The 21,002-nt window shown below is 37.5% G+C and carries 21 protein-coding genes and 1 pseudogene; 16 read left to right on the forward strand and 6 right to left on the reverse strand.

Annotated elements, in window-relative coordinates:
* Positions 1-50: 50 nt before the first annotated feature.
* Both LJE12_RS15730 and LJE12_RS15735 read left to right on the forward strand, forming a co-directional pair.
* A complete protein-coding gene (locus LJE12_RS15730) occupies positions 51-719 on the forward strand; it encodes a LytR/AlgR family response regulator transcription factor (protein ID WP_227292264.1) in 669 nt (222 codons plus the stop codon).
* Positions 720-856: 137 nt separating this feature from the next.
* Positions 857-1,051: a hypothetical protein gene (locus LJE12_RS15735; RefSeq protein ID WP_173721475.1), complete on the forward strand. Its 195-nt coding sequence runs from the start codon at positions 857-859 to the stop codon at positions 1,049-1,051.
* Positions 1,052-1,144: 93 nt separating this feature from the next.
* Here the strand turns inward: LJE12_RS15735 and LJE12_RS15740 are convergent, their stop codons facing one another.
* Positions 1,145-1,816 (reverse strand): transposase, encoded by a 672-nt coding sequence (locus tag LJE12_RS15740; RefSeq protein WP_227292266.1) that lies wholly within the window; start codon positions 1,814-1,816, stop codon positions 1,145-1,147.
* Entirely contained in the window at positions 1,813-2,385 is a 573-nt protein-coding gene (locus LJE12_RS15745; RefSeq protein WP_173721474.1) for a helix-turn-helix domain-containing protein, read from the reverse strand. Before LJE12_RS15745 ends, LJE12_RS15740 begins: the two co-directional genes overlap by 4 nt.
* Positions 2,386-2,545: 160 nt before the next feature.
* Here LJE12_RS15745 and LJE12_RS15750 point away from each other — a divergent pair.
* From LJE12_RS15750 to LJE12_RS15800, 11 genes and pseudogenes are all read left to right on the forward strand, one after another.
* Positions 2,546-2,800 (forward strand): annotated as a pseudogene (locus LJE12_RS15750) (nucleotidyltransferase family protein); the annotation flags it as partial.
* Positions 2,793-2,972 carry a HEPN domain-containing protein gene (locus LJE12_RS20775; RefSeq protein ID WP_227292268.1) on the forward strand — a complete coding sequence of 60 codons (180 nt, stop codon included), beginning with the start codon at positions 2,793-2,795 and terminating at the stop codon, positions 2,970-2,972. The pseudogene LJE12_RS15750 and the gene LJE12_RS20775, both read left to right, overlap by 8 nt.
* A gap of 347 nt (positions 2,973-3,319) precedes the next feature.
* On the forward strand, positions 3,320-4,210 hold the full coding sequence (locus LJE12_RS15760; RefSeq protein WP_173721473.1) for a sugar phosphate isomerase/epimerase family protein: 891 nt from the start codon (positions 3,320-3,322) through the stop codon (positions 4,208-4,210).
* Positions 4,211-4,214: 4 nt separating this feature from the next.
* A complete protein-coding gene (locus tag LJE12_RS15765) occupies positions 4,215-4,979 on the forward strand; it encodes an SDR family NAD(P)-dependent oxidoreductase (RefSeq protein ID WP_173702551.1) in 765 nt (254 codons plus the stop codon).
* Between the two features lie 19 nt (positions 4,980-4,998).
* Positions 4,999-6,309: an ABC transporter substrate-binding protein gene (locus LJE12_RS15770; RefSeq protein ID WP_227292270.1), complete on the forward strand. Its 1,311-nt coding sequence runs from the start codon at positions 4,999-5,001 to the stop codon at positions 6,307-6,309.
* A 12-nt stretch (positions 6,310-6,321) separates the two neighbouring features.
* The gene (locus tag LJE12_RS15775) at positions 6,322-7,209 is read left to right on the forward strand and encodes a carbohydrate ABC transporter permease (protein ID WP_055057963.1); all 888 of its coding nucleotides are present in this window, start codon (positions 6,322-6,324) and stop codon (positions 7,207-7,209) included.
* A 12-nt stretch (positions 7,210-7,221) separates the two neighbouring features.
* Positions 7,222-8,046 carry a carbohydrate ABC transporter permease gene (locus LJE12_RS15780; protein WP_055057962.1) on the forward strand — a complete coding sequence of 275 codons (825 nt, stop codon included), beginning with the start codon at positions 7,222-7,224 and terminating at the stop codon, positions 8,044-8,046.
* Positions 8,047-8,049: 3 nt separating this feature from the next.
* Complete coding sequence (locus LJE12_RS15785) at positions 8,050-9,075, forward strand: family 43 glycosylhydrolase (RefSeq protein WP_173702553.1); 1,026 nt, start codon at positions 8,050-8,052, stop codon at positions 9,073-9,075.
* A gap of 255 nt (positions 9,076-9,330) precedes the next feature.
* Positions 9,331-10,833, forward strand: coding sequence for a sensor histidine kinase (locus LJE12_RS20310; RefSeq protein WP_173721470.1), 1,503 nt, complete (start codon positions 9,331-9,333; stop codon positions 10,831-10,833).
* Positions 10,814-11,620 (forward strand): response regulator transcription factor, encoded by an 807-nt coding sequence (locus LJE12_RS15795; protein WP_055057959.1) that lies wholly within the window; start codon positions 10,814-10,816, stop codon positions 11,618-11,620. Before LJE12_RS20310 ends, LJE12_RS15795 begins: the two co-directional genes overlap by 20 nt.
* On the forward strand, positions 11,617-13,572 hold the full coding sequence (locus tag LJE12_RS15800; RefSeq protein WP_173721469.1) for a glycoside hydrolase family 127 protein: 1,956 nt from the start codon (positions 11,617-11,619) through the stop codon (positions 13,570-13,572). Before LJE12_RS15795 ends, LJE12_RS15800 begins: the two co-directional genes overlap by 4 nt.
* A 452-nt stretch (positions 13,573-14,024) precedes the next feature.
* Here the strand turns inward: LJE12_RS15800 and LJE12_RS15805 are convergent, their stop codons facing one another.
* Positions 14,025-14,237 (reverse strand): FeoA family protein, encoded by a 213-nt coding sequence (locus tag LJE12_RS15805; RefSeq protein ID WP_022380784.1) that lies wholly within the window; start codon positions 14,235-14,237, stop codon positions 14,025-14,027.
* A gap of 176 nt (positions 14,238-14,413) precedes the next feature.
* Entirely contained in the window at positions 14,414-14,608 is a 195-nt protein-coding gene (locus LJE12_RS15810) for a CopG family transcriptional regulator (RefSeq protein ID WP_118339594.1), read from the reverse strand.
* 272 nt (positions 14,609-14,880) lie between these two features.
* Between LJE12_RS15810 and LJE12_RS15815 the strand changes: the two genes are divergently transcribed.
* Positions 14,881-15,171, forward strand: a complete 291-nt coding sequence (locus LJE12_RS15815) for a DUF6809 family protein (RefSeq protein WP_055053078.1) — start codon at positions 14,881-14,883, stop codon at positions 15,169-15,171.
* 109 nt (positions 15,172-15,280) lie between these two features.
* Here LJE12_RS15815 and LJE12_RS15820 read toward each other — a convergent pair whose 3' ends face one another.
* Complete coding sequence (locus tag LJE12_RS15820) at positions 15,281-16,018, reverse strand: FadR/GntR family transcriptional regulator (protein ID WP_195480761.1); 738 nt, start codon at positions 16,016-16,018, stop codon at positions 15,281-15,283.
* A 579-nt stretch (positions 16,019-16,597) separates the two neighbouring features.
* Entirely contained in the window at positions 16,598-18,340 is a 1,743-nt protein-coding gene (locus LJE12_RS15825) for an ABC-ATPase domain-containing protein (protein WP_227227113.1), read from the reverse strand.
* A 275-nt stretch (positions 18,341-18,615) separates the two neighbouring features.
* Here LJE12_RS15825 and LJE12_RS15830 point away from each other — a divergent pair, with 275 nt between their 5' ends.
* Positions 18,616-20,007 carry an aminopeptidase gene (locus LJE12_RS15830; RefSeq protein ID WP_055053076.1) on the forward strand — a complete coding sequence of 464 codons (1,392 nt, stop codon included), beginning with the start codon at positions 18,616-18,618 and terminating at the stop codon, positions 20,005-20,007.
* Positions 20,008-20,247: 240 nt separating this feature from the next.
* Positions 20,248-20,979, forward strand: a complete 732-nt coding sequence (locus LJE12_RS15835) for an ABC transporter ATP-binding protein (RefSeq protein WP_008708059.1) — start codon at positions 20,248-20,250, stop codon at positions 20,977-20,979.
* Positions 20,980-21,002 lie beyond the last annotated feature (23 nt).

Genomic DNA, 21,002 nt, shown 5'->3' on the forward strand with positions numbered 1-21,002 from the left:
TGGAATAGCCGTTCCGCAGTAGCGGAACTGGCATTCCGTTTGAGCGTAATTTGCAGGTAGAAGTAATATTACGAAAAATATCAAAAAATAATGATATGCCATACATTATTTTTAAATATGAAAATTCATATGAACTGTTAGCATACTTTAGTAACTATAAGGATTTTGATATTGTTCTTCTTGGCTTTGATAATATGAAAAAAAACGAATATGAAACAGCAGTTGATATTAGAAAAATTGATTCAAAAGTAAAAATTATTTTAGTTTCAGATGTTATTCAACTTGCTATAAAAGGTTACGATATACAGATTTCAAAATTTCTGCAGAAGCCAGTAAAAGATTTTCAGTTATCGCAGGTATTGAATACGGTTATTGAGGAAAAACAAAAAGAAGATCAAAAGTTTTTTATAAATAAGACCAATGCAAGAATTGATAAAATATATTATTCAGAAATTAAATATATTGAAACTTTTGGACGCCATACATTGATACATACGGTACATGGTGTTTATGAAAGTTACATTACTATGAGAAATCATTTAAAATTATTAGAAAATAGCGGTTTTGTGCAATCACATTCTGGATATATTGTAAATTTGAATTTTATAAAGAGTATATCGGAAAGGGCAGTATTGCTGAGAGATGGAGAAAAGGTCATATTAAGTCAAAAAAGAAAAACAAGTTTTGTAAAAGCGTTTAATACATACTATTTTTGCTGATTTTCAGACATGGAATTTACGATTTATCTATAATGGAAAATCCAATTTTTATGCGTGGTTATATAAAATGATTATATATTTGGTTATATTAAAAATATCATAATATGGTTAAAATAGCATAGAAGGAGGATTAGAAAATGTTTATCGTAAATAAAGGCTTGTCGAAATCTAATATACCAAGAACGATACGTTTTACGGAAGAAATATATAATTCTTTATCAGAAATAGCATCACATGAAAATATTTCGTTTAATCAATTAGTTTTACAGTGCTGTCGATATGCGATCGATAACTATGGAACAACTGAAGAGAGCACGGAAAGTGGTGTTTGATGGGAAGTTTAAAACGCTCAAGAAATCTATAAAAATACCAGAGAATAAGTAAAGCAGTAACTAGTACATGGCTGCATTAATAATTAAGTAATATCAAACTGTCAAAGGTACACCTTTATAAGTCCACTTAAAAGGCTTTGCCATAACGTTATATTGCTCTACAAAGCGCAGGATACTCGCTTTTAGTTCCTCTATAGATCGATAGCTTTTTCTTTTAAGAAGACGTCGGTTTATAATGCCAAACCAGATTTCAATCTGATTCATCCATGAGCAATGTTTTGGTGTATATACGATCCGTATCCTATGGTCTTTATGATGCAGAAATTCTGCGCGGCTTTCCTGGTTTTTTAATATCCCGGATCTTCCCTTACTGCCCAGATCTTCGGATGATCCACACTGCCCGGCAACAAAACGTACCAGACTTTCGGATTTGTGTATATTTAAACCATCACAGACAAATGTCCATGGTGCCTCAGGATCTGTTTCTATCAATGCACGTATGGCTTCAACGAAATCTTTCTCTGTACGTGTACTGTTTAAATATGGTTTTTCCATACGTCTTGTAGCAACATCAAAAAAACCGATGAGGCTGACCGTTCCATGACGGATATATTCAAATTCCATATGGGCTGCTTTCCCGGGAGTTACAGGTTTATCCGGATATTTGTGTTCCAATGCCTGAATACCTGATTTCATCCACGGAGATTGTATGTCCGCCATTTTCATGGACTGTCTCTGCTTCGTGGTAAACAGTGCAGATCTCATTCACTTTCTCCGCAAAAGTTTCCGGAGAATCTGTTTTCTCGGAGGAATGAAGCCAGTAACGGATGAGATGCGGGTGGATTTCCCCCATATTTTAAAAAACGGCTTACTGTTTTTGCAGATATGGACTCCACAATCCCTTCCTTTACTACGGCGTTCACAAGCAGATTGAGACTCCAGTGACTGACCTCATATCCAAATTCCTGTGGCTCACGGCAGGCAATCTCAAGGATCTTGATGATCTGCTCGTCTGTATAATGAGCTGGCTGTCCCGGACGTGGGCGGTCATTAAGAAAAGAAGAAACAGCATCTTCCAGATGGGAACGGTCCTTTTCAGCAATCTCCTGCAAAAGGGGAAGAGCTTTAAGGAAACGCCCCCGCCACTTGCTGACAGAATCCTGTCCGAGACCTACCCGAGTCGATATCTGCATATTGTTCATACCATCAGCCGCCAGCAGGATTATTTTGGCACGTTGTACCTGACGGGCTGGTAAGGTCCTGCTTTTTGAAAATTTGGAAAGAATGTGGTGGATGTCTTCTGGTATTTTAACAGGTGCAGCAACAAATGGCATATGAATGATCTCCTTGATTTTTCTTTTGATTATGCCATATATTTTGAAAAACTTCCATAGGGATATTACTTAATAATTAATGCGATTCCGTACTAGGCAGGAAGTATTAATGGTCTTTGCACAGGGGACTAAAAGAACATAAAAAAATAATCTATCCAAGCCTATTGTTTATGGTTCTTATGCCCGTGGAGATTATAAGGAAAATTTGGATATTGATGTTATGATATTAACATCTCTTTCAAAAGAAGAAATAGAGCAGGTCGAAAACAGTATTTTTAATCTGGCGTTTGACCTGGAACTGGAGTCGGGGATTGTAATAAATCCAGTTCTGGAAAATGAGGCACATTACAGACACTGGCTGGTAGCATTGCCGTTTTATGATAATGTAGAGAAAGAGGGAATTGTAATTGGATAAGAGACAAAAAGATTTAAGTAATTATCGAATTACAGAAGCTAATGATAGTCTGAAAGTAGCTGACCATTGTTTAAAAGAGGGCTTGTATAGGGATTCAATCAACCGTTCTTATTATGCCGCATTTTACACGATCAAAGTTGTAACATATTACTGTGTGGTTAAGAGATATTAAGAGTTTACCAATGAATGGGGCGAATTCCAAATTCCAGGTAATGTAAAAATCTTCCTATTCAGAAAAGGCTATAAAATACTTAGATTGCTGAATGATTTTAATTGCAGTGTTGACAAAATATATAAGAGCGTGGAGACACTAAAATGTGTTAAGGGGCTGTCAGGAAATGGACAGCCCCTTTTTGATGCTCAGATATATTTTGAATAAAATAGCACGAGAAACAAATAGAAGTGTAGAAAATGACATATAAGTGAAGAATGTGAAATTGAATGATTGTGCATTATATAATAAAATCTAAACATAACAAAAACATATTTGTGCAAAATATTAGAAGGGAGGAATGATGGATGAAATTTGGAATACATTTTAATCATTGGGGCAGCTTTTACGAAAGCCAGGGAGTGATAAAATGTTTACAGCAAGCCAAAAGTGTTGGAGCAGAAGTTTTTGAATTTTTTCCAACTGATGCGATGTTTCAGAAGAATCAGAAAGAAATTGATTTGTTGAAAGATGTAATAAGAGATTTGGATATAGAACCTACTTTTACATTTGGCTATCCAAAAGAGTATTGCATTACATCAGATCAAGAAGAAAGCAGAAATGGTGCAGTAGAATTCCTAAAACGTGGGATTGAGGGAATTTCCTTACTTGGGGGAAAATCAGTAGGCGGAATCGTATATGGCTCCTGGCCCGCAGACTATAGTGTACAAATTATTGAGCCAGAGCTGAAAGCGCTGCACAGGGAAAGAAGTATAGCGTGTATGAAAGCTGTAATGAAGACGGCTGAAGATTTTGGTGTAACTGTAAATCTGGAAATTGTTAATCGTTTTGAACATTATCTGATCAATACAGTTGACGAAGGCTTGGAATTTTGTAAGGAGATTGACAGTCCAAATTGTAAGCTTCTGCTTGATTGTTTCCATATGAATATTGAAGAAGACGATATAGAACAGTCAATAGAGAAAGCTGCTGATCACATTGGATATTTTCATGTCAGTGAACCCAATCGTAAAGTCCCAAATACCTGTGTACATATAAATTGGAAAGCAATAGGAAAGGCTCTGAAAAAAACAGGTTATGATGGTGCCGTTGTACTGGAACCCTTCTATAAGTTTGGTGGGGAACAGGGACATAATATGAGAATGTGGAGAGATCTGGATAAGGATCTTTCAATGGAAAATCGATTACGGATTGCAGAACAGGGAATTGAATATATTAAAACACAATTTGAGGAGTGATAAAATGCTAAGTGAAAGAGTAATTGGAAAAAAAGCGTGGGTAACAGGCGCTGCGCATGGAATTGGAAGAGCCAGTGCGTGGGCATTAGCTGAGGCAGGAGCTGATGTGGCAATTTCAGATATTAATGAAAAGGGGCTGGAAGAGACTGCTGAGTATATTAGAAAGCTTGGTAGAAAAGCACTGATCCTGCCAGCTGACATCACGAAAGAGAATGAAATTGAAGAGACTATTAATACAATAGTGGATAAATGGGGAAAACTGGATATTGCTTACTGTAATGCCGGCACATTTCAGGATATTCCGGCAGAAGATATGCCTTTGGAAGAATTTGAAAGAGTTATAAAAGTAAATCTGACCGGTGCATTTATCTCTTCACGTGCAGCAGGAAAAGCAATGATAAAACAAAAAAGCGGAAGTATTATCCTTACTGCATCTATGTCAGGACATATAGTAAATATTCCACAATGCCAATGTGCATATAACTCTTCAAAAGCAGGCGTTATCTTACTGGGAAAGAGCCTGGCAATTGAATGGGCAAAACATGGTATTCGGGTAAATACAGTCAGTCCTGGTTACATTCGTACATGGAGTGATGAACCGTTAAAACCAGAAGAAGTCGGACAGTCCAATTTTGAACAGTGGACACCATTAAAACGTTTTGGAGCTGCAAGTGAAATTGCCGGGATTATCGTATACCTGGCCAGTGAAGAAAGCAGTTTCGTAACAGGTTCTGATTTTGTAGTAGATGGAGGCTATACAGCATTCTGATAGAAAGGAAAAATAAATTATGAAAAAGTATACAAAGAAAATTATGGCAATGGTAACTGTAGCAGCAACAATGGTAACCGGAACAGCGATTCCTGTTATGGCAGATGATGCGCCGACAATTCGTTTAATAACTTGGTTAACACCTTCAAATCCTGCACAGAAACCATCATATGATGCAATTGAAAGCTTTGCAGACGATCATGCAGATGAATTTACCCTGGAACACGAAAATATTGTTGGAGATGAGCTGAAAGCTAAGATTAAAACAGATATCGCAGGAGATACAGTACCAGATATTTTTATTTATTGGGGAAGCGGCGGAAACTCTACTATGCTGTTGGATGCAGATGTTATTATTCCATTTGATGAATATCTGGATGCGTCAGAATTGGTTAGCAGAGATTTATTCCCGGAGGAATCATTTAGCAGAACATCATCAAAGGGGACGTTGACCACTATCACAACATCTCTTCAGTACGGAGTATGGCTGTGCAATAAAGCACTGTTTGAAGAATATGGTTTGGAATATCCAAAAACTTTAGATGATATGCTTGAAGTTGGAAAAGTGTTCAATGAGAATGGAATTACTCCATTTGCAATGGGATCAAAGGGTGGAAATCCAGCACATGAATTCGTAGCTGAAATTTTAGGGCAGATGCCAGACTGTGAGAAAGACTTTGAAAATCTTACACAAAATTATACCATTGACACCCCTAACATTCATAATACCCTGGAAATTGTCGACACAATGAGAGAAAACAACTTGTTCCCGGCAGATACCATTTCTATTGGAGATTGGAATCAGCAGTTTGCACTGTATAATGAAGGAAAAGCTGCAATGATCTATGCATGGACATGGCAGATTCCTAATATTACAGAAGAGACAGCAGAAAATTCAGTTATTATTGATGCCCCTGTTATGCCTGGCGGTACAAGAGATACCTCAAACTTCACACGTGCAGGCGGTGATATGGGATATATGATTTCTAAAAAAGCATGGGAAGATGATACCAAAAAACAGGCAATTATTGATATTGTAGACTATTTATATTCAACTGAGATGCAGGAAATTGGATTGTATAATGCAGGAGACATTCCGGCCAGAAATGATGTAGAAATTGACGATGCGAAGGTTACTGTTCCGCTTCTGGCAGATATTATTGCTTATGGAAAGGGAAAAGAATCTTGTCCGAACTTCCCACAGACTTGTCCGAAGACAGAATGCTGGACTGATTTTGCAGATGGATTTGATGAATTATTTGCTGGTATTTCAACTCCTGATGAGGTGATTGAACATATTGATGAATCACTGGAGTCAGCAAAGAATTAAACGGAGTTGCTTATGAGAAAAGGAAAAATCCATGATAAAATATTCGCTATATTATTTCATTTTCCGTCATTTTGTCTCTACACTGTTTTTTTGATTCTTCCTCTTGTAGCTTCTTTCTTTATTGCATTATTAAAATGGAATGGTGTTGGAGACAGTGTATTTGTCGGATTAGATAATTTTTTGGATATTTTTGTACGTGACCGATACTTTAAAAAAATAATCGCCAATACATTGATCAGTATGGGAGCTGGAGTTTTTATCCAGCTTCCGCTGGCTTTGATTCTGGCTTACATGGTTTATCGTGTGAAAAAGGGTTTCAGATTCTTTCAGACATCGTATTTCGTACCGGTAGTTATTTCAGCAACTGTAATAGGCTTAATGTTTTCATTGTTCTTTAATCCTACATTTGGACCAATCAATACGTTCCTGAAAGCTGTTGGTATGGAGAAGTATATAAAGAATTGGTTATCTGATCCTGATATTGTATTATTTTCTGTAATTTTACCTGGTATATGGCAATATCTGGGATATCATTTTGTTATTCTCTTGGCGGGAATGCAGTCTATTCCAAGTGAGATAATAGAAAGTGCAAGGATAGATGGTGCAAATACGGTAGATATTTTTTCAAAGATTGTAATACCAAATGTGAAGAGTATGATTCAGGTTTGCATTATTATAAATTTATCCGGAGCAATTAAAACGTTTGATATTCCATACATGATGACGCAAGGTGGACCTGGTGCATCCAGTACATTTCTGGCTATTTATATGTACAAAGAAGCATTTGTGGATTCCAGCATCGGACGTGGAACTGCTATTGCGGTTTGTATGCTTATAATGGCTGTTCTGGCTACGGCAGTGGTGAACAAAATATTTGCCTATATTAACAGAAATGATTAAAGGAGAAGGAATATGCGCAGTAAAGTAAAAATATCTGTATTGATTAAATACATTGTTCTGTGTAGTGTTGCGCTTATAATGCTGTATCCACTTTTTTGGGTTTTCCTGTCTTCCTTAAAAGAGAATAATGAAATATTTTCTAGACCTTTTTCATTTCCGTTGAAACCCAAGTGGGATAATTACTCTACGGCATGGGAAGCTGCTGATGTACCGCTGCATATGTTAAATACTGTCATTTATGCAGTTTGCAGTGTGGCAGGAGTTACGATTGCAAGCGCAATGACATCTTATGTCATTGCACGAATTGAAAAGGGAAGAAAGATTTATCACTATTATTCTTTGGGAATTATGATACCTATAAATGCGATTATAATCCCATTTATTCTTATATTTCGTAAAATAGGAATATTGAACACAAGGATTGGAATTATATTGGCTTTTATTGTAACGAATCTTGCATTTAGCATTTTTATCTTAACTCCCTTTATGGAGTCGATTCCAAAAGAACTGGAGGAAGCTGCAAAGATAGATGGATGTAATCGCGTGCAGATTTTCTGGAAAATAATTTTGCCGATATCAAAAAGTGGTTTGGCAACTGTTGCAACTTTTGTTTTAATTAACAGCTGGAATGATTTATTTTTAAGTCTGTTGATCATATCAAAACAGTCTTTAATAACATTGAATCAGGTATGCTATAACATGAAAGCCCAATATGTGGCAGATTATGGATTGATCTCAGCAGCAATTATAATTTTGGTCCTTCCGGTAATCGTGCTCTTTGTGGTATTTCAGAAGCAGGTTATAAAAGGAATGACAGCTGGAAGCGTGAAAGGATAAGGAATGATCAAATATAGTAAAGAATTAGAAGAACAAGGCTTTTTTGTGCAGAGATATGAAGATCGCTTTTTTTGGGATACCCCGGAAAATCTGAGTAAATATCCCTGGGGCACAAAAGATGGATGGGAAAAAGAAGAAACAAACCCGGTTTTAGGAGGAAAATTTGGTACATGTTTTGATCTATCCGTTATGAGAGATGAAAATATGTATAAAATGTGGTTTTCCTGGCGTCCAAAAGAATGCATTGCTTATTCAGAAAGTCCGGATGGTGTGCATTGGAAAGAGCCCATCGAGGTGTTAAAACCAAGAGAGGATTCATGGTGGGATAAAGATGAATTAAACCGTCCATCTGTGATAAAAGTAAATGGAATATATAAAATGTGGTATTCCGGACAGATGGCACCTTATACAAATGAAGGTAAATCCTACATTGGTTATGCCCAGAGCGTAGATGGTATTAACTGGGAAAGATTTGATGCTCCGGTACTTGTACCTGACCAGGATTGGGAATTAAAAGCTATCATGTGCCCTCATGTTATATATGATGAAACAGAAAAAATATATAAGATGTGGTATTCCGGAGGAGGTAACCATGAACCAGATGCTATTGGATATGCATGGAGTAAGGACGGCATGAATTGGAAAAAATACGAAGGAAATCCTATTTTTTCCAGTGATGTTAACATTGATTGGGAGAGAAATAAAACAGCAGCCTGCCATGTGCTGAAATGGGATGGCTGGTACTATATGTTTTATATCGGTTTTATCCATGTGGATCGTGCAGCAATTGGATTAGCCAGATCAAAAGACGGAATCACAGGATGGGAGCGATATTCTCAGAATCCGATCATTGCACCGGATAAAGGAAAATTTGACGAAAAAGCAGTATATAAACCATATGTAATGAAAAATGATACAGGATGGATCATGTGGTATAATGGAGCCATGTATATTCCTGATTCAGAAGAGATTGTACGGGAACAAATCGGAGTTGCATATCTGAAACGTGAAAACTTGTGGAATGAATAAAAAATAAAATTACATATGAGGGAAAGAACAGCAATGAACAGAAGAAAAAATACGATACGAAAACAATTGACCATATCCTATGTATTTTTGATTTTGCTATCTACAGTTCTGCTTAATATCGTTCAATTTTGCCAGATATACAAATATACGAAAGACCAACAGCAGAACGAGATTGAGAAGGAATTTATACAGACAAAAAATAATATTCAGACTGTTCTTTCCCAGATCAATACCATACGATGCCAGGCTATTGAAGTGGTTTTAAATAGTAATGAGCGCTTAAAATATGGTGAAAAGGGCTACCTTTATAGCTGCAAGGAAATTGAAAAGAATTTTCAGACACTTCGCAGATCCGGAACCTATATTGCAGATATCAGCTGGATCGATACTACAGGCAGGATAAGCAGCACAAATGAAATCATAAGAAAAGATAGTTATTATGATAATCCGTGCATGAAAGACCTGTGTGAATGCAAAGAGAATATTGTGTATACAGGCTTTTATGATCGATCCCCCTACTTGCTGGCAGATGATCACACCCCTGTGTTTTCTGTGGGACAGAATATTTATGATATATATTGTCCAAATTTGAAAATAGGATTTCTGGAACTTGATATTTATACTGATGCATTGAAGAATAATGTTAGCTTTATTCCAAGTGGAACAGATTCCAATGCGATTTTAACAGATAAAGACAATAAAATCATTTTAAAAAATGAAAATATTTCAAAAAGTAATATCATACAGAAAACATACACATTTGAAAACGGCTGGACTTTAGAAATCGGATGTGGAAATGAAGCTGTTATCAGAAATCTAAAGGAAAATCTGAAAGGTTTTGTAGGTGTAGCTGTTGTTATTTTGATACTGTCTGTGATATGTGCATCTTATTTTGCCTGGTCTATCTCAAATCCATTGGGAAAATTGACTGCCAGCATGAGTTTGATGAAAGCCAATGGAAAATTTAAAAATATAGAAGTAAATTCAAATTTAAAGGAAATAAACACCCTTGAAATAACATACAATGCAATGGTGGTTTCCTTGGAAGAGATGTTGAAAAAAAATGCTGCTATACAAAGAGAAACAAATAAGGCAAAATTGCTTGCACTGCAAACGCAGATAAATCCACATTTTCTTGCAAATTCTTTTGAAACGATCAGAGCATTGGCAATTAAAAGTGAAAGCTATGAAGTTGAAAAAGCAGCAGATGCACTTGCCAAAATGTATAGATATGTATTAAATGATAAAACGCATATAGTTTGCTTAAAGGATGAAATCAATTATGTGAAAAACTATATACGCATGCAGGAATTTAGGTTTGGAAAAAAAGTTCAGATATTTTACAGGATTCAGCAGGAACTGTATGATTTCCCTATTTTGTGCTTAACGATACAACCATTAGTAGAAAATGTATATTGTCATGGCCTGAAAGATGAGCAGAAAACAAAAATAATGATTATAGAAGCTGTACTGGAAAATGATAATTTAAGAATTGTTGTAAGTGATAATGGATGCGGAATGAGTCCGGCTCAATTACAATATGTTCACTCACTTCTTGCAGCTAATATTACTTTAAAAGTTATCAGCGAAGAATCTCCCAGAACAGGAATTGGTCTTGTAAATGTAAATAACCGTCTTGTTCTGTATTATGGAAAAGAGTCGGGAATCACTATTGAAAGTGAAGCTGGAAAAGGAACAAAAGTTTCATTTAGGATAAAAAGGGAAAAGGTGGTGCCGGATGAAAGTTTTGATAATTGATGATGAGGAAAATATACGTTTTTTGCTATGTAATTTTCTGAAAAAGTTTGAAAGCGAATTACAAATTGTCGGAACCTGTGATAACGGAGAAGAAGGTTTGGAATTGTGCAAGAAACTATCTCCAGACCTGATTATTTCTGATATCCGAATGCCCAAAATGTCTGGCCTTGAACTTCTTAGAAAAGTACGGGAAACGAATAAAAACTGTTTTTGTATTTTTGTCAGTGCATATACAGAATTTTCTTATGTGCATGAAGCTATTAAAAATGGAGCAGTAGATTATATTTTAAAGCCCATTCAGGAGGAAGAGTTATATAAGATTATCAGGAAAGTGATAGGTGAGTGGAAAAAAAACAGAAATGAAAAGGAAAAAGTAAAATTACTTCAGAGTGAAGTAAAAAAATTAAAAAAGGAAAAGCAGATCGATTATAAAAGCAATTACGATTCAGAAAAATACAGTAAATCAATTAGAAATGTATTAAGTTATATTGAAGAAAATTATCATCAGGATATTTCTCTGGAATCTGCCGCTACAGAGGTGTTTATGAATAAAAATTATTTATCCAGTTTATTCTGTAATGAAATGGGCGTGGGATTTACAAAGTATCTTAGTGATTTTCGCTTGAAAAAGGCCAAGATCTTATTGAGAGAAACAGAATTAAATATAAATGAAATAGCGAATATGACAGGATTTGCAACAGCAAATTATTTTGTCAGGGTGTTCAAAAAGCAGGAAAACTGTACCCCCAAAGAATATAGGATTATGGAGGAGCGGAAACTTAAATGAAAGCACTGGAAATTGGAAATGTAAAAATTACAAGTGGATTTTGGAAAGAATATCAGGAACTGATATTAAAAAAAGTAATCCCTTATCAATGGGATATTTTGAATGATAAAGTAAAAGGAATCGAAAAAAGCCATGCTATAGATAACTTCCGAATTGCAGCTGGTATTTCAAATGATAAATTTTACGGAGAAGCATATCAGGACAGTGATTTATACAAATGGCTAGAAGCTGTAGGAAACGCACTACAGGTGGAAAATAATATTGAATTGGAAAAAAAGGCAGATGAGGTTATTGACCTTCTGGAAGGAGCTCAGGAAGAAGATGGATACTTAAATACCTATTTTCAGCTTGTTGAACCAGAGAAAAAATGGTCTAATATTTTAGAGTGCCATGAATTATATTGCGCAGGGCATTTAATCGAGGCTGCCATAGCTTATTACAAGGGAACAGGAAAAGATAAAATATTAAAAATTGCCTGCAAGCTTGCAGATTGTATTAATGAGAAATTTGGACCGGAAGAGTGGAAGATGCATGGATATCCAGGGCATCAGGAGTTAGAACTTGCGCTGGTGAAACTGTATGATCTTACGAATGAAAATAAATATTTAAAATTAGCGGAATATTTTATTGACATGCGTGGAACAAATCAATTTTTTGAAGAAGAATTTATAAAACGTAAAAGAATTTGTCACTGGACAAAATGTAAAGTGGAAGAACCAAATAAACGATATAATCAATTTCCATATCAGGAGTATAATCAATTCCATCAACCGGTACGTATGCAAAAGAAAGCAACGGGACATGCTGTCAGAGCAGTATATATGTATACAGCAATGGCAGATCTGGCTTATCATAATGGAGATAAGGAATTGCTGGATAGCTGTAAATCATTGTGGGATAATATTACGAATAAGCAGATTTATATAAATGGAAGTATTGGTTCTACACCTTCCGGTGAAGCTTTTACGAAAGACTATGATCTTCCTAATGATACGAACTATTCGGAAACCTGTGCAGCTCTTGGAATGATCTTTTTTACGTTTAAAATGCTGCAGAATTTTGAGCAGAGTTGTTATGCAGATACAATTGAATATATTTTTTATAATGCAGTATTATCAGGCCTTGGCCTGGACGGAGAACATTTCTTTTATGCGAATCCAATGGAGATGCTTCCCAGACGTAGCAAGGATAATCCGGAGAGGAATCATTTGAAATCCGTTCGGCAACAGTGGTATGCCTGTTCCTGCTGTCCACCCAATATTGCACGTACATTAGCAGGACTTGGGAAATACATATACGGATTAGAAGAGGATGAAAGTATACTGTATGTGAACCAGTTTATAAATAGTGAAGCTACTGTTGAAAGAAATGGAAAACAGTATCAGGTAAAATTAGAGACACAGTTTCCGTTAAACGGAATAATCTCAATAACAATCAGCGGCAAAGATTGTAGTAAAATAGCTATTCGACATCCTGCTTGGTCCTCTGGTGTTAAAGTAAAGAAAAACGGGCGAGAAATTTTCTGTGAGAGATCAGAATCCGGGTATATTTTAGTTGATTTAGATACGCAGGAAATCAATAGAATTGATTTGGAATTTCAGATGGAACCAATTGTCATAGCTGCGAATAGAAAAATCAGCTATGACGCAAGAAAAGCTGCAATTATTATGGGGCCTTTACTGTATTGTTTTGAGTCTATTGACAATGGATCTGAAATAGAAGAACTGGGCTTATATGCGCAGGGGGAGCTTGAAACAAAGAGAAACAGTATTGCAGGAAAAGAAATTAATACAATATATGCAAAAGGAACCAGAAGAAGAGAACTGGAAGGAGATACACTCTATGGAGTGTATCAGGAAATGAAAGAAGATGTAAAGCTTACAGCGATACCTTATTTCCTTTGGAATAACCGTGGAGAGGGAGAAATGAAAGTGTGGATTCCGGTTGAATAATTGTTCGTTACTGTTCAAGGGTTAGCTGGACTTGAGAAAACCGATGGTGTAGACTGATAACAGTCAAAGCCATCGGTTTTCTTTATCCAAATATTCTGGACACTCTGTCATATATATTGGCCGGATCTTCAAAGCGCAAATTGTTCCTGCTCTTGAAATAATGATTATTGGGGATACTTGACATCTCATTTCTCATTTTGTATTATAATATGCAAACTCACAGACAGTCACCTCCATACGCTATGGCTCATTTGAGTCATCTGTCGTATACAGTGGCTGTTTGTGCATACCTTATTTGCGTTTCTTTCTTCTTATAATTCAGAGAACAATTATTAAGACGGAAAACTGACGCCTGATAGAACAGAGATAAGAATAAGCCGGATAAATGCTGAATGTTACAGCATTTATCCGGTCTTTGTTCTGTAAATTTTCACCACATTTAATATAAAGCACTATACCTGTATTCTGTCAGCAACTTCATTTCCAAGAACAATCTTTCGGTTTGCAGAGGAAATGATCAGAGAATCATGAAATTTTCGAAGAACACGAATTGTGCTGCCTTCGTGAATATCCATATCATGCATGGATTTCATAACTTCCGGCAATCCGAACATCCATTTAATGGTGTAAGTGTATCCCTGAGTAGAATCTGATAATGAATGCATAAAAAAACCTCCCTGTATAAAATAATACGGCAAATAATGTCAGATAATTTATTGCTACCATTGGAGTAATTGTATATCTATAAATGTCAGTTCGTCAATTGTAACATTATTTCATACAATACTTGAATAACTATTCATTTATTCAGATATTTAAGGAGCGTTTTTATGCATATTATTTATTCGACAAATTTCAGATTATCAAGTGCATAGCGGAGTGCCATGCACATTAATTCATTTCTTGAGCGTCCGCTTTTGGCAGACAAGTCATCATATTGTTCCTGCAGTTCACGTTCAAGGCGAATGGTCATGGTGATTGATCTGTCTTCTTTTTTATCTGTACATTTTGGCCGGACAATAAAGTCGTTTGGCATGATTATCCCTCCTGTAAAACATTTATTGGTGAATATAGTTATCATAATTAGTATTGCTTATTCCAATTTTGATTTCTGTAATCACTGTTATGATATAAAGTATAGTTACACAGGATTGACATTGATATAACACAATTTTATAATACATAATAGTGTTACTTATATTGCTGCTATAATTGATACATTGATATGAGTGAGTTGTGAATACGTGGGGAATACTTGTAACATCAGAATGCAGTAAATAAATATTTTCAGAGAGACTGGGTAAATATATGGAAAATGTGATTCGGAAACTGTATGGTATGTATATGGATAATGACAATGGGGAAGAAAATGAAATGTCAGAAATACATGATGATTTATGTAAAGCGAAAAAAGAGGCGGCATACCAGTGTTATCAGAAATTAAGAGCCCGGCTGACAGATGAACAGGCTGAAGAACTGGATGTATTGATGGCTAAAAATATGGAAATATATCCTCAGGAATTGGAAAAGAGCTTTATTATGGGGTTTAAAACAGGGGCAAGGCTGATGTGCGAGATTTTCAGTGAAGAAACAGAATGATTGTAAAGCAGATATGGCAATTCTCCAGATAAAGTATGATTTTAGAGGATTGCCATAGGTTTGATAAGTGGGTCTGACATATAATTTTTGATAACATGATCAGGATAATTTATGGTTGTGGAATGTTATCAGAAATTGTGAGGTTGTCAGACGTAATTTCATTCAGAAGATATTCTATAGTATGCATATGTTCGTTCATAACTTTTTCTGCAAGAGGTGCATCATTATTGGTTATTGCCTGAACAAGCCGGGTGTGCTGGGAATCAATCTCCGGTGCATCGTTATTTTTCTGCATAAGATAGGAACGTATTCCAACGATCATATTTTCAGTAATCTGTGCAGAGGCATTTAATACACTCAGTATTAATGGATTGGCAGAAATCTGAGCAATTTTCAGATGTAGATCACGATCCAGATCACCGCGGATTTTTTCATCCTGAGTGCTGTCCAGTCTGGCAATGATAAGCTGGAGTTCAGCAGCATCCAGCGGTGTACAGTTTTGGGCAGCGAGAAAAGCAGCTTTGCTTTCCAGTGCGCCTCGAAGCTGCAATGCATCCTGAATTTTGCTGTTGTACATTTGAAATATGATAGACAGAGGTTCAGTAAGACAGCTGTGAAGATCATTTGCAATATAATTGGCACCGCCATGTACGCTGACAGTAATCCCGAGCAGGGAAAGAGCCTTCAGGACTTCTCGTAATGCTGGTCTGGAGATTCCGAATTCTTCTGCCAGAATACGTTCAGCAGGAAGTGCGTCGCCGGGTTGTAATTCTCCGTTTTGGATATTTTCGATAATTTGTTTCAGAACATCGTTGAATGTACTGGTTTTATCTATTTTTCTAAACATTTATTTTCCTCTTTCCTGGTACATCGTTTCGTAAATAATTATACCAATCGCGTAGGATGCGGATTCGAGTGTGCAGGTATAAAAACGCAGGCGTACGGGCTACGCTGAGGCTTTTATACCTGTGCAATCGGATTCGCAGACAAGTGAGTGGTATAGTTATTTCGAAAACGGTGTACTAACCTTTGTTGTGTTATGCAGCTCTATATCAGATAACTGTTCCGCAGAGATTTCTTTGATTATTAAATAGTTACATACATCTAATATTATAACGGATTGAAAGGGAGATGCAACTGATTCCTACAAAATTTCTAAAAGTGTAAAATTTTTGTGTTGCTGAGAACGGAGTGAACAGTAACAAATTTTTGCAGTTTTTTTATAAATTTTATAATTATATTAGAAATTAGACAAATTTCTCTCACATTTATAGGTTATGATATTTACATCTTAAGGAAATGACGTACCTTAAGAGAAAATCTTTCCTTTCCCTAAAAAGTGTAAAATGAACGTGAATCACCGCTTAGCCGACAAGATCGACGGAGAAGCGGTGATTTTATTATGTCACTGAAGCAGGATTCTTTCTTATAAACCTCTGTAACGATTAAGACAGGCATAAATTTCCTGAATACGGGGAGTAGCGTAACCACAGGAAATTTTTTGATTCTCCGTAAAGAAGGACAGACCATGTAAAGAGAGATTTTTCCAGAGAAACTGCACAATCTCAGGCAGGGTACGTCTGCCGTCTGCCAGATGTTCAACTGCATATTTCAGCAGGAGACCTAAGGCAGCGGTCTGTTCTGCGTCAATAAGCTGTTCTGTATAGCGGAGATCAATCTCCTGTCTGCCGAGAGAGAAGCCATCTGTTCCGGAGATTCTGATTTTCAGGCGCTCAGGTTTTGCGGCACCGGAATCGGAATGATTTCCACGACTGTTATGTCTAAGGCGCTTAGAAGATTCGGCAGGCCTGCTCATAATGCGATGGCTGTGCGGAAGCTGAAAATCAGTAACTGAAACAGCAGGCAGAGGATATTGGCTGCATAATTTTTTGACAGAAGCTGTAATATCTTTTGGAACGTAATTGTCCATCTGGATAATTGTATCTGCAATATGAAAGAATGCCCCGGAACTTCCGGCAACAAGAATTGTAGAAATCCCTGCTTTTTTATAAAGATCCTCTGCACGCTCCAGAAATGGAGTGATCGGCTCTTTCTCACGCTGAATAACCTGCTGCATGAAAGCATCACGAACCATGAAGTTAGTTGCGGAGGTGTCTTCGTCAAGAAGAAAAAGGTGGCTTCCGGCTTCCATGCTTTCTACGATACCGGCTGCCTGGGAAGTGCTTCCACTGGCATCCAGTGTAGAGAAACAGCGGGTATCTTTCTTGTTTGGAAGATCATTTATAAACATGGAAATATCCACATCCTTGATAAAACGGCCATCTTCTGAACGCAGTTTGACAGCAGTTGCATCTGTGATCACGTATTCACGTCCATCTCCGGGGATATGATTGTATACACCAAGTTCAAGTGCATTCAGAAGCGTGGATTTGCCATGATATCCACCGCCTACGATCAGAGTAATTCCCTTTGGAATCCCCATGCCTGTGATTTCTCCTTTATGGGGAAGATTTATGGAAATGCGCAGACTGTCCGGAGAAGTAAAGGGAACGGAAGCTTTCATAGGGCGGGAGGAAATACCGCTTTCTCTTGGGAGGATGGAGCCGTCGGCTATGAATGCGCAGAGATTTTTTGCGGGCAGCGTATGACGGATAAATTCCTGATCCTCTGCAAGCTCTATATAATTCTGTAATTCCTTTGCATTAAGGCTGGAATAGAAAAAGGATTTTTGAATGCATACAGGCAGAAAATCAAAAAGGATTTTCTCCAGTTCAGTGGCATTGATCGTGCGGCCATTAGCAGGGAAGCCCACAAAAAAGCGGGCGGTTATGCCTTTTTCTGTTATTTCACAGGCTGTCCGGGAAAGAATCTCCTGACCACAATGACTGACAGTGAGCAGGCCGCTTTTGCCGGAGCCTTTTGCACGAAAGCTGTACTGACTGACCTGTTTTTCAAACTGACGTGTAAGATAGTCGCAAAGAGTAGTCCCGGTAAGCGTATCTTTATAATATTCGACGGGAAATCCGGCATCTCTGTGTGAAATCTGAATGCTGACATGAGAGGGAGAAGCAAAAGGATCTCCCTGCACATGGTCGATGGACAGAATATAATTTCCAAAATGATACAGACCTTTCAGCCCTTTATATGCCGGATAACTTTTGCGGTTTATGGAACGAAGCTGCTGACGCAGTTCCTCTGAATTTTTCATGACAGAACCTCCTGGTATTGCAGATATTTTTATAACAATCCTCGTAAATAATGAATTTGAGAGGAGAAATATTAACCTGCCATCAACTATAGCGGAAATGAATCCTAATGTCTACTGACAAATAAATATTAATCATATGGAAAATTTCCAGAGGATGTTTTATAATGAAAAACAGGTAATTGTTCAATACCATTACATAATAGCGAACTGATGAATAGTTACCGTTATCAAAGCAATACTATGAATGACAGTCATAAAGAAAGGCGGAACAGTAAATGGAACGTAGAAATGCATGGCTTTCTTATACAGAAGCAGAAGAAAAAGAACTGGAGCAGGTTGCAAAAGCGTATCGCAATTTTCTTAATGTGGGAAAAACAGAGCGTGAATGTGTGACGCAGATCATCAGAGAAGCACGGGCAGCAGGTTATGAATCTCTGGAAGAGAAGACTGCGAAGGGTGAGAAACTGAAAGCAGGAGATAAAGTTTATACAGTCGGAATGAAGAAAATCATTGCACTGTTTCATATCGGACAGGATGATATTTCTGAGGGAATGAATATTCTGGGAGCACACATTGATTCTCCACGTCTTGATGTCAAACAGAATCCATTATATGAGGATACGGATCTTGCATATCTGGATACCCATTATTATGGCGGTGTTAAGAAATACCAGTGGGTGACTCTTCCCCTGGCAATCCATGGCGTAGTGGTAAAGAAAGACGGAAGTACAGCAGAAGTAAATATCGGTGAGGATGAGGATGATCCAATCGTATATATCACAGACCTTCTGATCCATCTTGCAGGAAAGCAGATGCAGAAAAAAGCGGCAGAAGTGATCGAGGGAGAGAATCTGGACATCCTGATCGGCAGCAGACCACTGAAAGACCTGGAAGATGATAAGAAGAAAGAGGCAGTAAAACAGAATGTACTGAATATCCTTAAAGAGAAGTATGATATGGAAGAGGAAGATTTTCTTTCTGCAGAGCTGGAGATCGTACCGGCAGGAAAGGCAAGAGAGTGTGGTCTGGACAGAAGTATGATCGCTGCTTATGGACAGGATGACAGAGTGTGCGCATATACTTCTTTGCTTGCAATGCTTGAGATGGACACCCCGAAACACACTTCCTGCTGTCTGTTTACTGATAAAGAAGAGATTGGAAGCGTAGGCGCCACCGGTATGCAGTCACGTTTCTTTGAGAACGCAGTGGCTGAACTTCTGGATGCAATGGGATGCTACAGTGATCTGAGATTGAGAAGAACTCTGAAGAATTCCAGTATGCTTTCCTCTGATGTAAGTGCAGGCTATGATCCGGCTTATGGGGAGGCATTTGAGAAAAAGAATGCAGCTTATCTTGGAAGAGGTATCGTATTAAATAAATTTACCGGAGCAAGAGGTAAATCCGGCTCGAATGATGCAAATGCAGAATACGTGGCAAGAGTCAGAAATATTTTTGACAGCCATGAAGTTGCGTTCCAGACAGCTGAGCTTGGTAAAGTTGATGTAGGCGGAGGCGGAACAATCGCTTATATCGCAGCGCTTTATGGAATGGAAGTCATTGACAGCGGTGTGGCAGTGCTCAGTATGCATGCACCATGGGAAGTGACAAGTAAGGCAGATATTTACGAAGCTAAGAAAGCATATAAGGCATTTCTGCTGGAAGCATAAAAAGTCGGGCAGATGCAGAATAAAAATATGAAGAAATCGTGGAAGCTGTATCGTTTCTGATAACAGAGACTTGCAGATTCCGCAGATAAGGGCAGAGCTTTTGGAAAACTGAAGCGCTGCCCTTTTAACATATAAGTGAGGTTATGATTGTAAAAGGTATTTCTGATATCTTACGAAAGACAGGTTGCGATTCTGTAAGATCTGGATTGGAGCAGGATATTTAATAGACAGGAGGGAAAGATGGAGGAAGCGCTGATCAGAGTAAAAGATTTGTGTAAAATATATAATCCCGGCGAGAATGAAGTGCGGGCGCTGGATCATATTAATCTGGAAATTAATAAGGGTGAGTTTGTTGCTATTATCGGACAGTCAGGTTCGGGAAAGTCTACATTTATGAATATGCTGGGTTGTCTGGATGTGCCTACATCCGGCGAATATTTTCTGAATGGAACTGATGTGTCCACAATGGAAGATAATGAACTCTCAGAAGTCAGAAACCGGGAGATCGGATTTATTTTTCAGGGATTTAATCTGATCTCAAATCTGACTGCAATTGAAAATGTGGAATTACCGCTGGTTTACAGAGGGGTAGACAGAAAAACGCGACATAAGCTGGCAGTAGAGTCACTGACCATGGTAGGGCTTGAGAAACGTATGGATCACAGACCAAATGAAATGTCAGGAGGACAGCAGCAGAGGGTGGCTATTGCAAGAGCAATCGCGGCCCAGCCACCGGTGATCCTGGCAGATGAACCTACAGGAAATCTGGATTCTGCATCCAGTAAGGAGATTCTTCAGATTCTTAAAAGTATGCACGAGCAGGGAAAAACGGTCATATTGATCACACATGATAATGGGATTGCTGCTCAGGCAAGGCGTGTAGTCAGAATTATGGATGGAAAGATAGAATCAGATTTTATCAATAAAAACTATGGGAAAGAAGAATATATAAAAAACCAGCTGGATGCATAAATCCGGTTACAGGGAGACAGATA

Origin of the sequence: Blautia sp. DFI.6.71, assembly GCF_020593585.1 — a bacterium.
Taxonomy (GTDB): domain Bacteria; phylum Bacillota; class Clostridia; order Lachnospirales; family Lachnospiraceae; genus Blautia_A; species Blautia_A wexlerae.

Bases quoted from the DNA above. Each gene is read 5' to 3' on its own strand.
- LJE12_RS15740 (WP_227292266.1), bottom strand. From the start codon at position 1,816: ATGAGATCTGCACTGTTTACCACGAAGCAGAGACAGTCCATGAAAATG.
- LJE12_RS15820 (WP_195480761.1), bottom strand. From the start codon at position 16,018: ATGTTTAGAAAAATAGATAAAACCAGTACATTCAACGATGTTCTGAAA.
- LJE12_RS15775 (WP_055057963.1), top strand. From the start codon at position 6,322: ATGAGAAAAGGAAAAATCCATGATAAAATATTCGCTATATTATTTCAT.
- LJE12_RS15815 (WP_055053078.1), top strand. From the start codon at position 14,881: ATGGAAAATGTGATTCGGAAACTGTATGGTATGTATATGGATAATGAC.
- LJE12_RS15795 (WP_055057959.1), top strand. From the start codon at position 10,814: ATGAAAGTTTTGATAATTGATGATGAGGAAAATATACGTTTTTTGCTA.
- LJE12_RS15770 (WP_227292270.1), top strand. From the start codon at position 4,999: ATGAAAAAGTATACAAAGAAAATTATGGCAATGGTAACTGTAGCAGCA.
- LJE12_RS15785 (WP_173702553.1), top strand. From the start codon at position 8,050: ATGATCAAATATAGTAAAGAATTAGAAGAACAAGGCTTTTTTGTGCAG.
- LJE12_RS15780 (WP_055057962.1), top strand. From the start codon at position 7,222: ATGCGCAGTAAAGTAAAAATATCTGTATTGATTAAATACATTGTTCTG.
- LJE12_RS15760 (WP_173721473.1), top strand. From the start codon at position 3,320: ATGAAATTTGGAATACATTTTAATCATTGGGGCAGCTTTTACGAAAGC.
- LJE12_RS15835 (WP_008708059.1), top strand. From the start codon at position 20,248: ATGGAGGAAGCGCTGATCAGAGTAAAAGATTTGTGTAAAATATATAAT.
- LJE12_RS15765 (WP_173702551.1), top strand. From the start codon at position 4,215: ATGCTAAGTGAAAGAGTAATTGGAAAAAAAGCGTGGGTAACAGGCGCT.
- LJE12_RS15805 (WP_022380784.1), bottom strand. From the start codon at position 14,237: ATGCATTCATTATCAGATTCTACTCAGGGATACACTTACACCATTAAA.
- LJE12_RS15800 (WP_173721469.1), top strand. From the start codon at position 11,617: ATGAAAGCACTGGAAATTGGAAATGTAAAAATTACAAGTGGATTTTGG.
- LJE12_RS15735 (WP_173721475.1), top strand. From the start codon at position 857: ATGTTTATCGTAAATAAAGGCTTGTCGAAATCTAATATACCAAGAACG.
- LJE12_RS15830 (WP_055053076.1), top strand. From the start codon at position 18,616: ATGGAACGTAGAAATGCATGGCTTTCTTATACAGAAGCAGAAGAAAAA.
- LJE12_RS15745 (WP_173721474.1), bottom strand. From the start codon at position 2,385: ATGCCATTTGTTGCTGCACCTGTTAAAATACCAGAAGACATCCACCAC.
- LJE12_RS15810 (WP_118339594.1), bottom strand. From the start codon at position 14,608: ATGCCAAACGACTTTATTGTCCGGCCAAAATGTACAGATAAAAAAGAA.
- LJE12_RS15825 (WP_227227113.1), bottom strand. From the start codon at position 18,340: ATGAAAAATTCAGAGGAACTGCGTCAGCAGCTTCGTTCCATAAACCGC.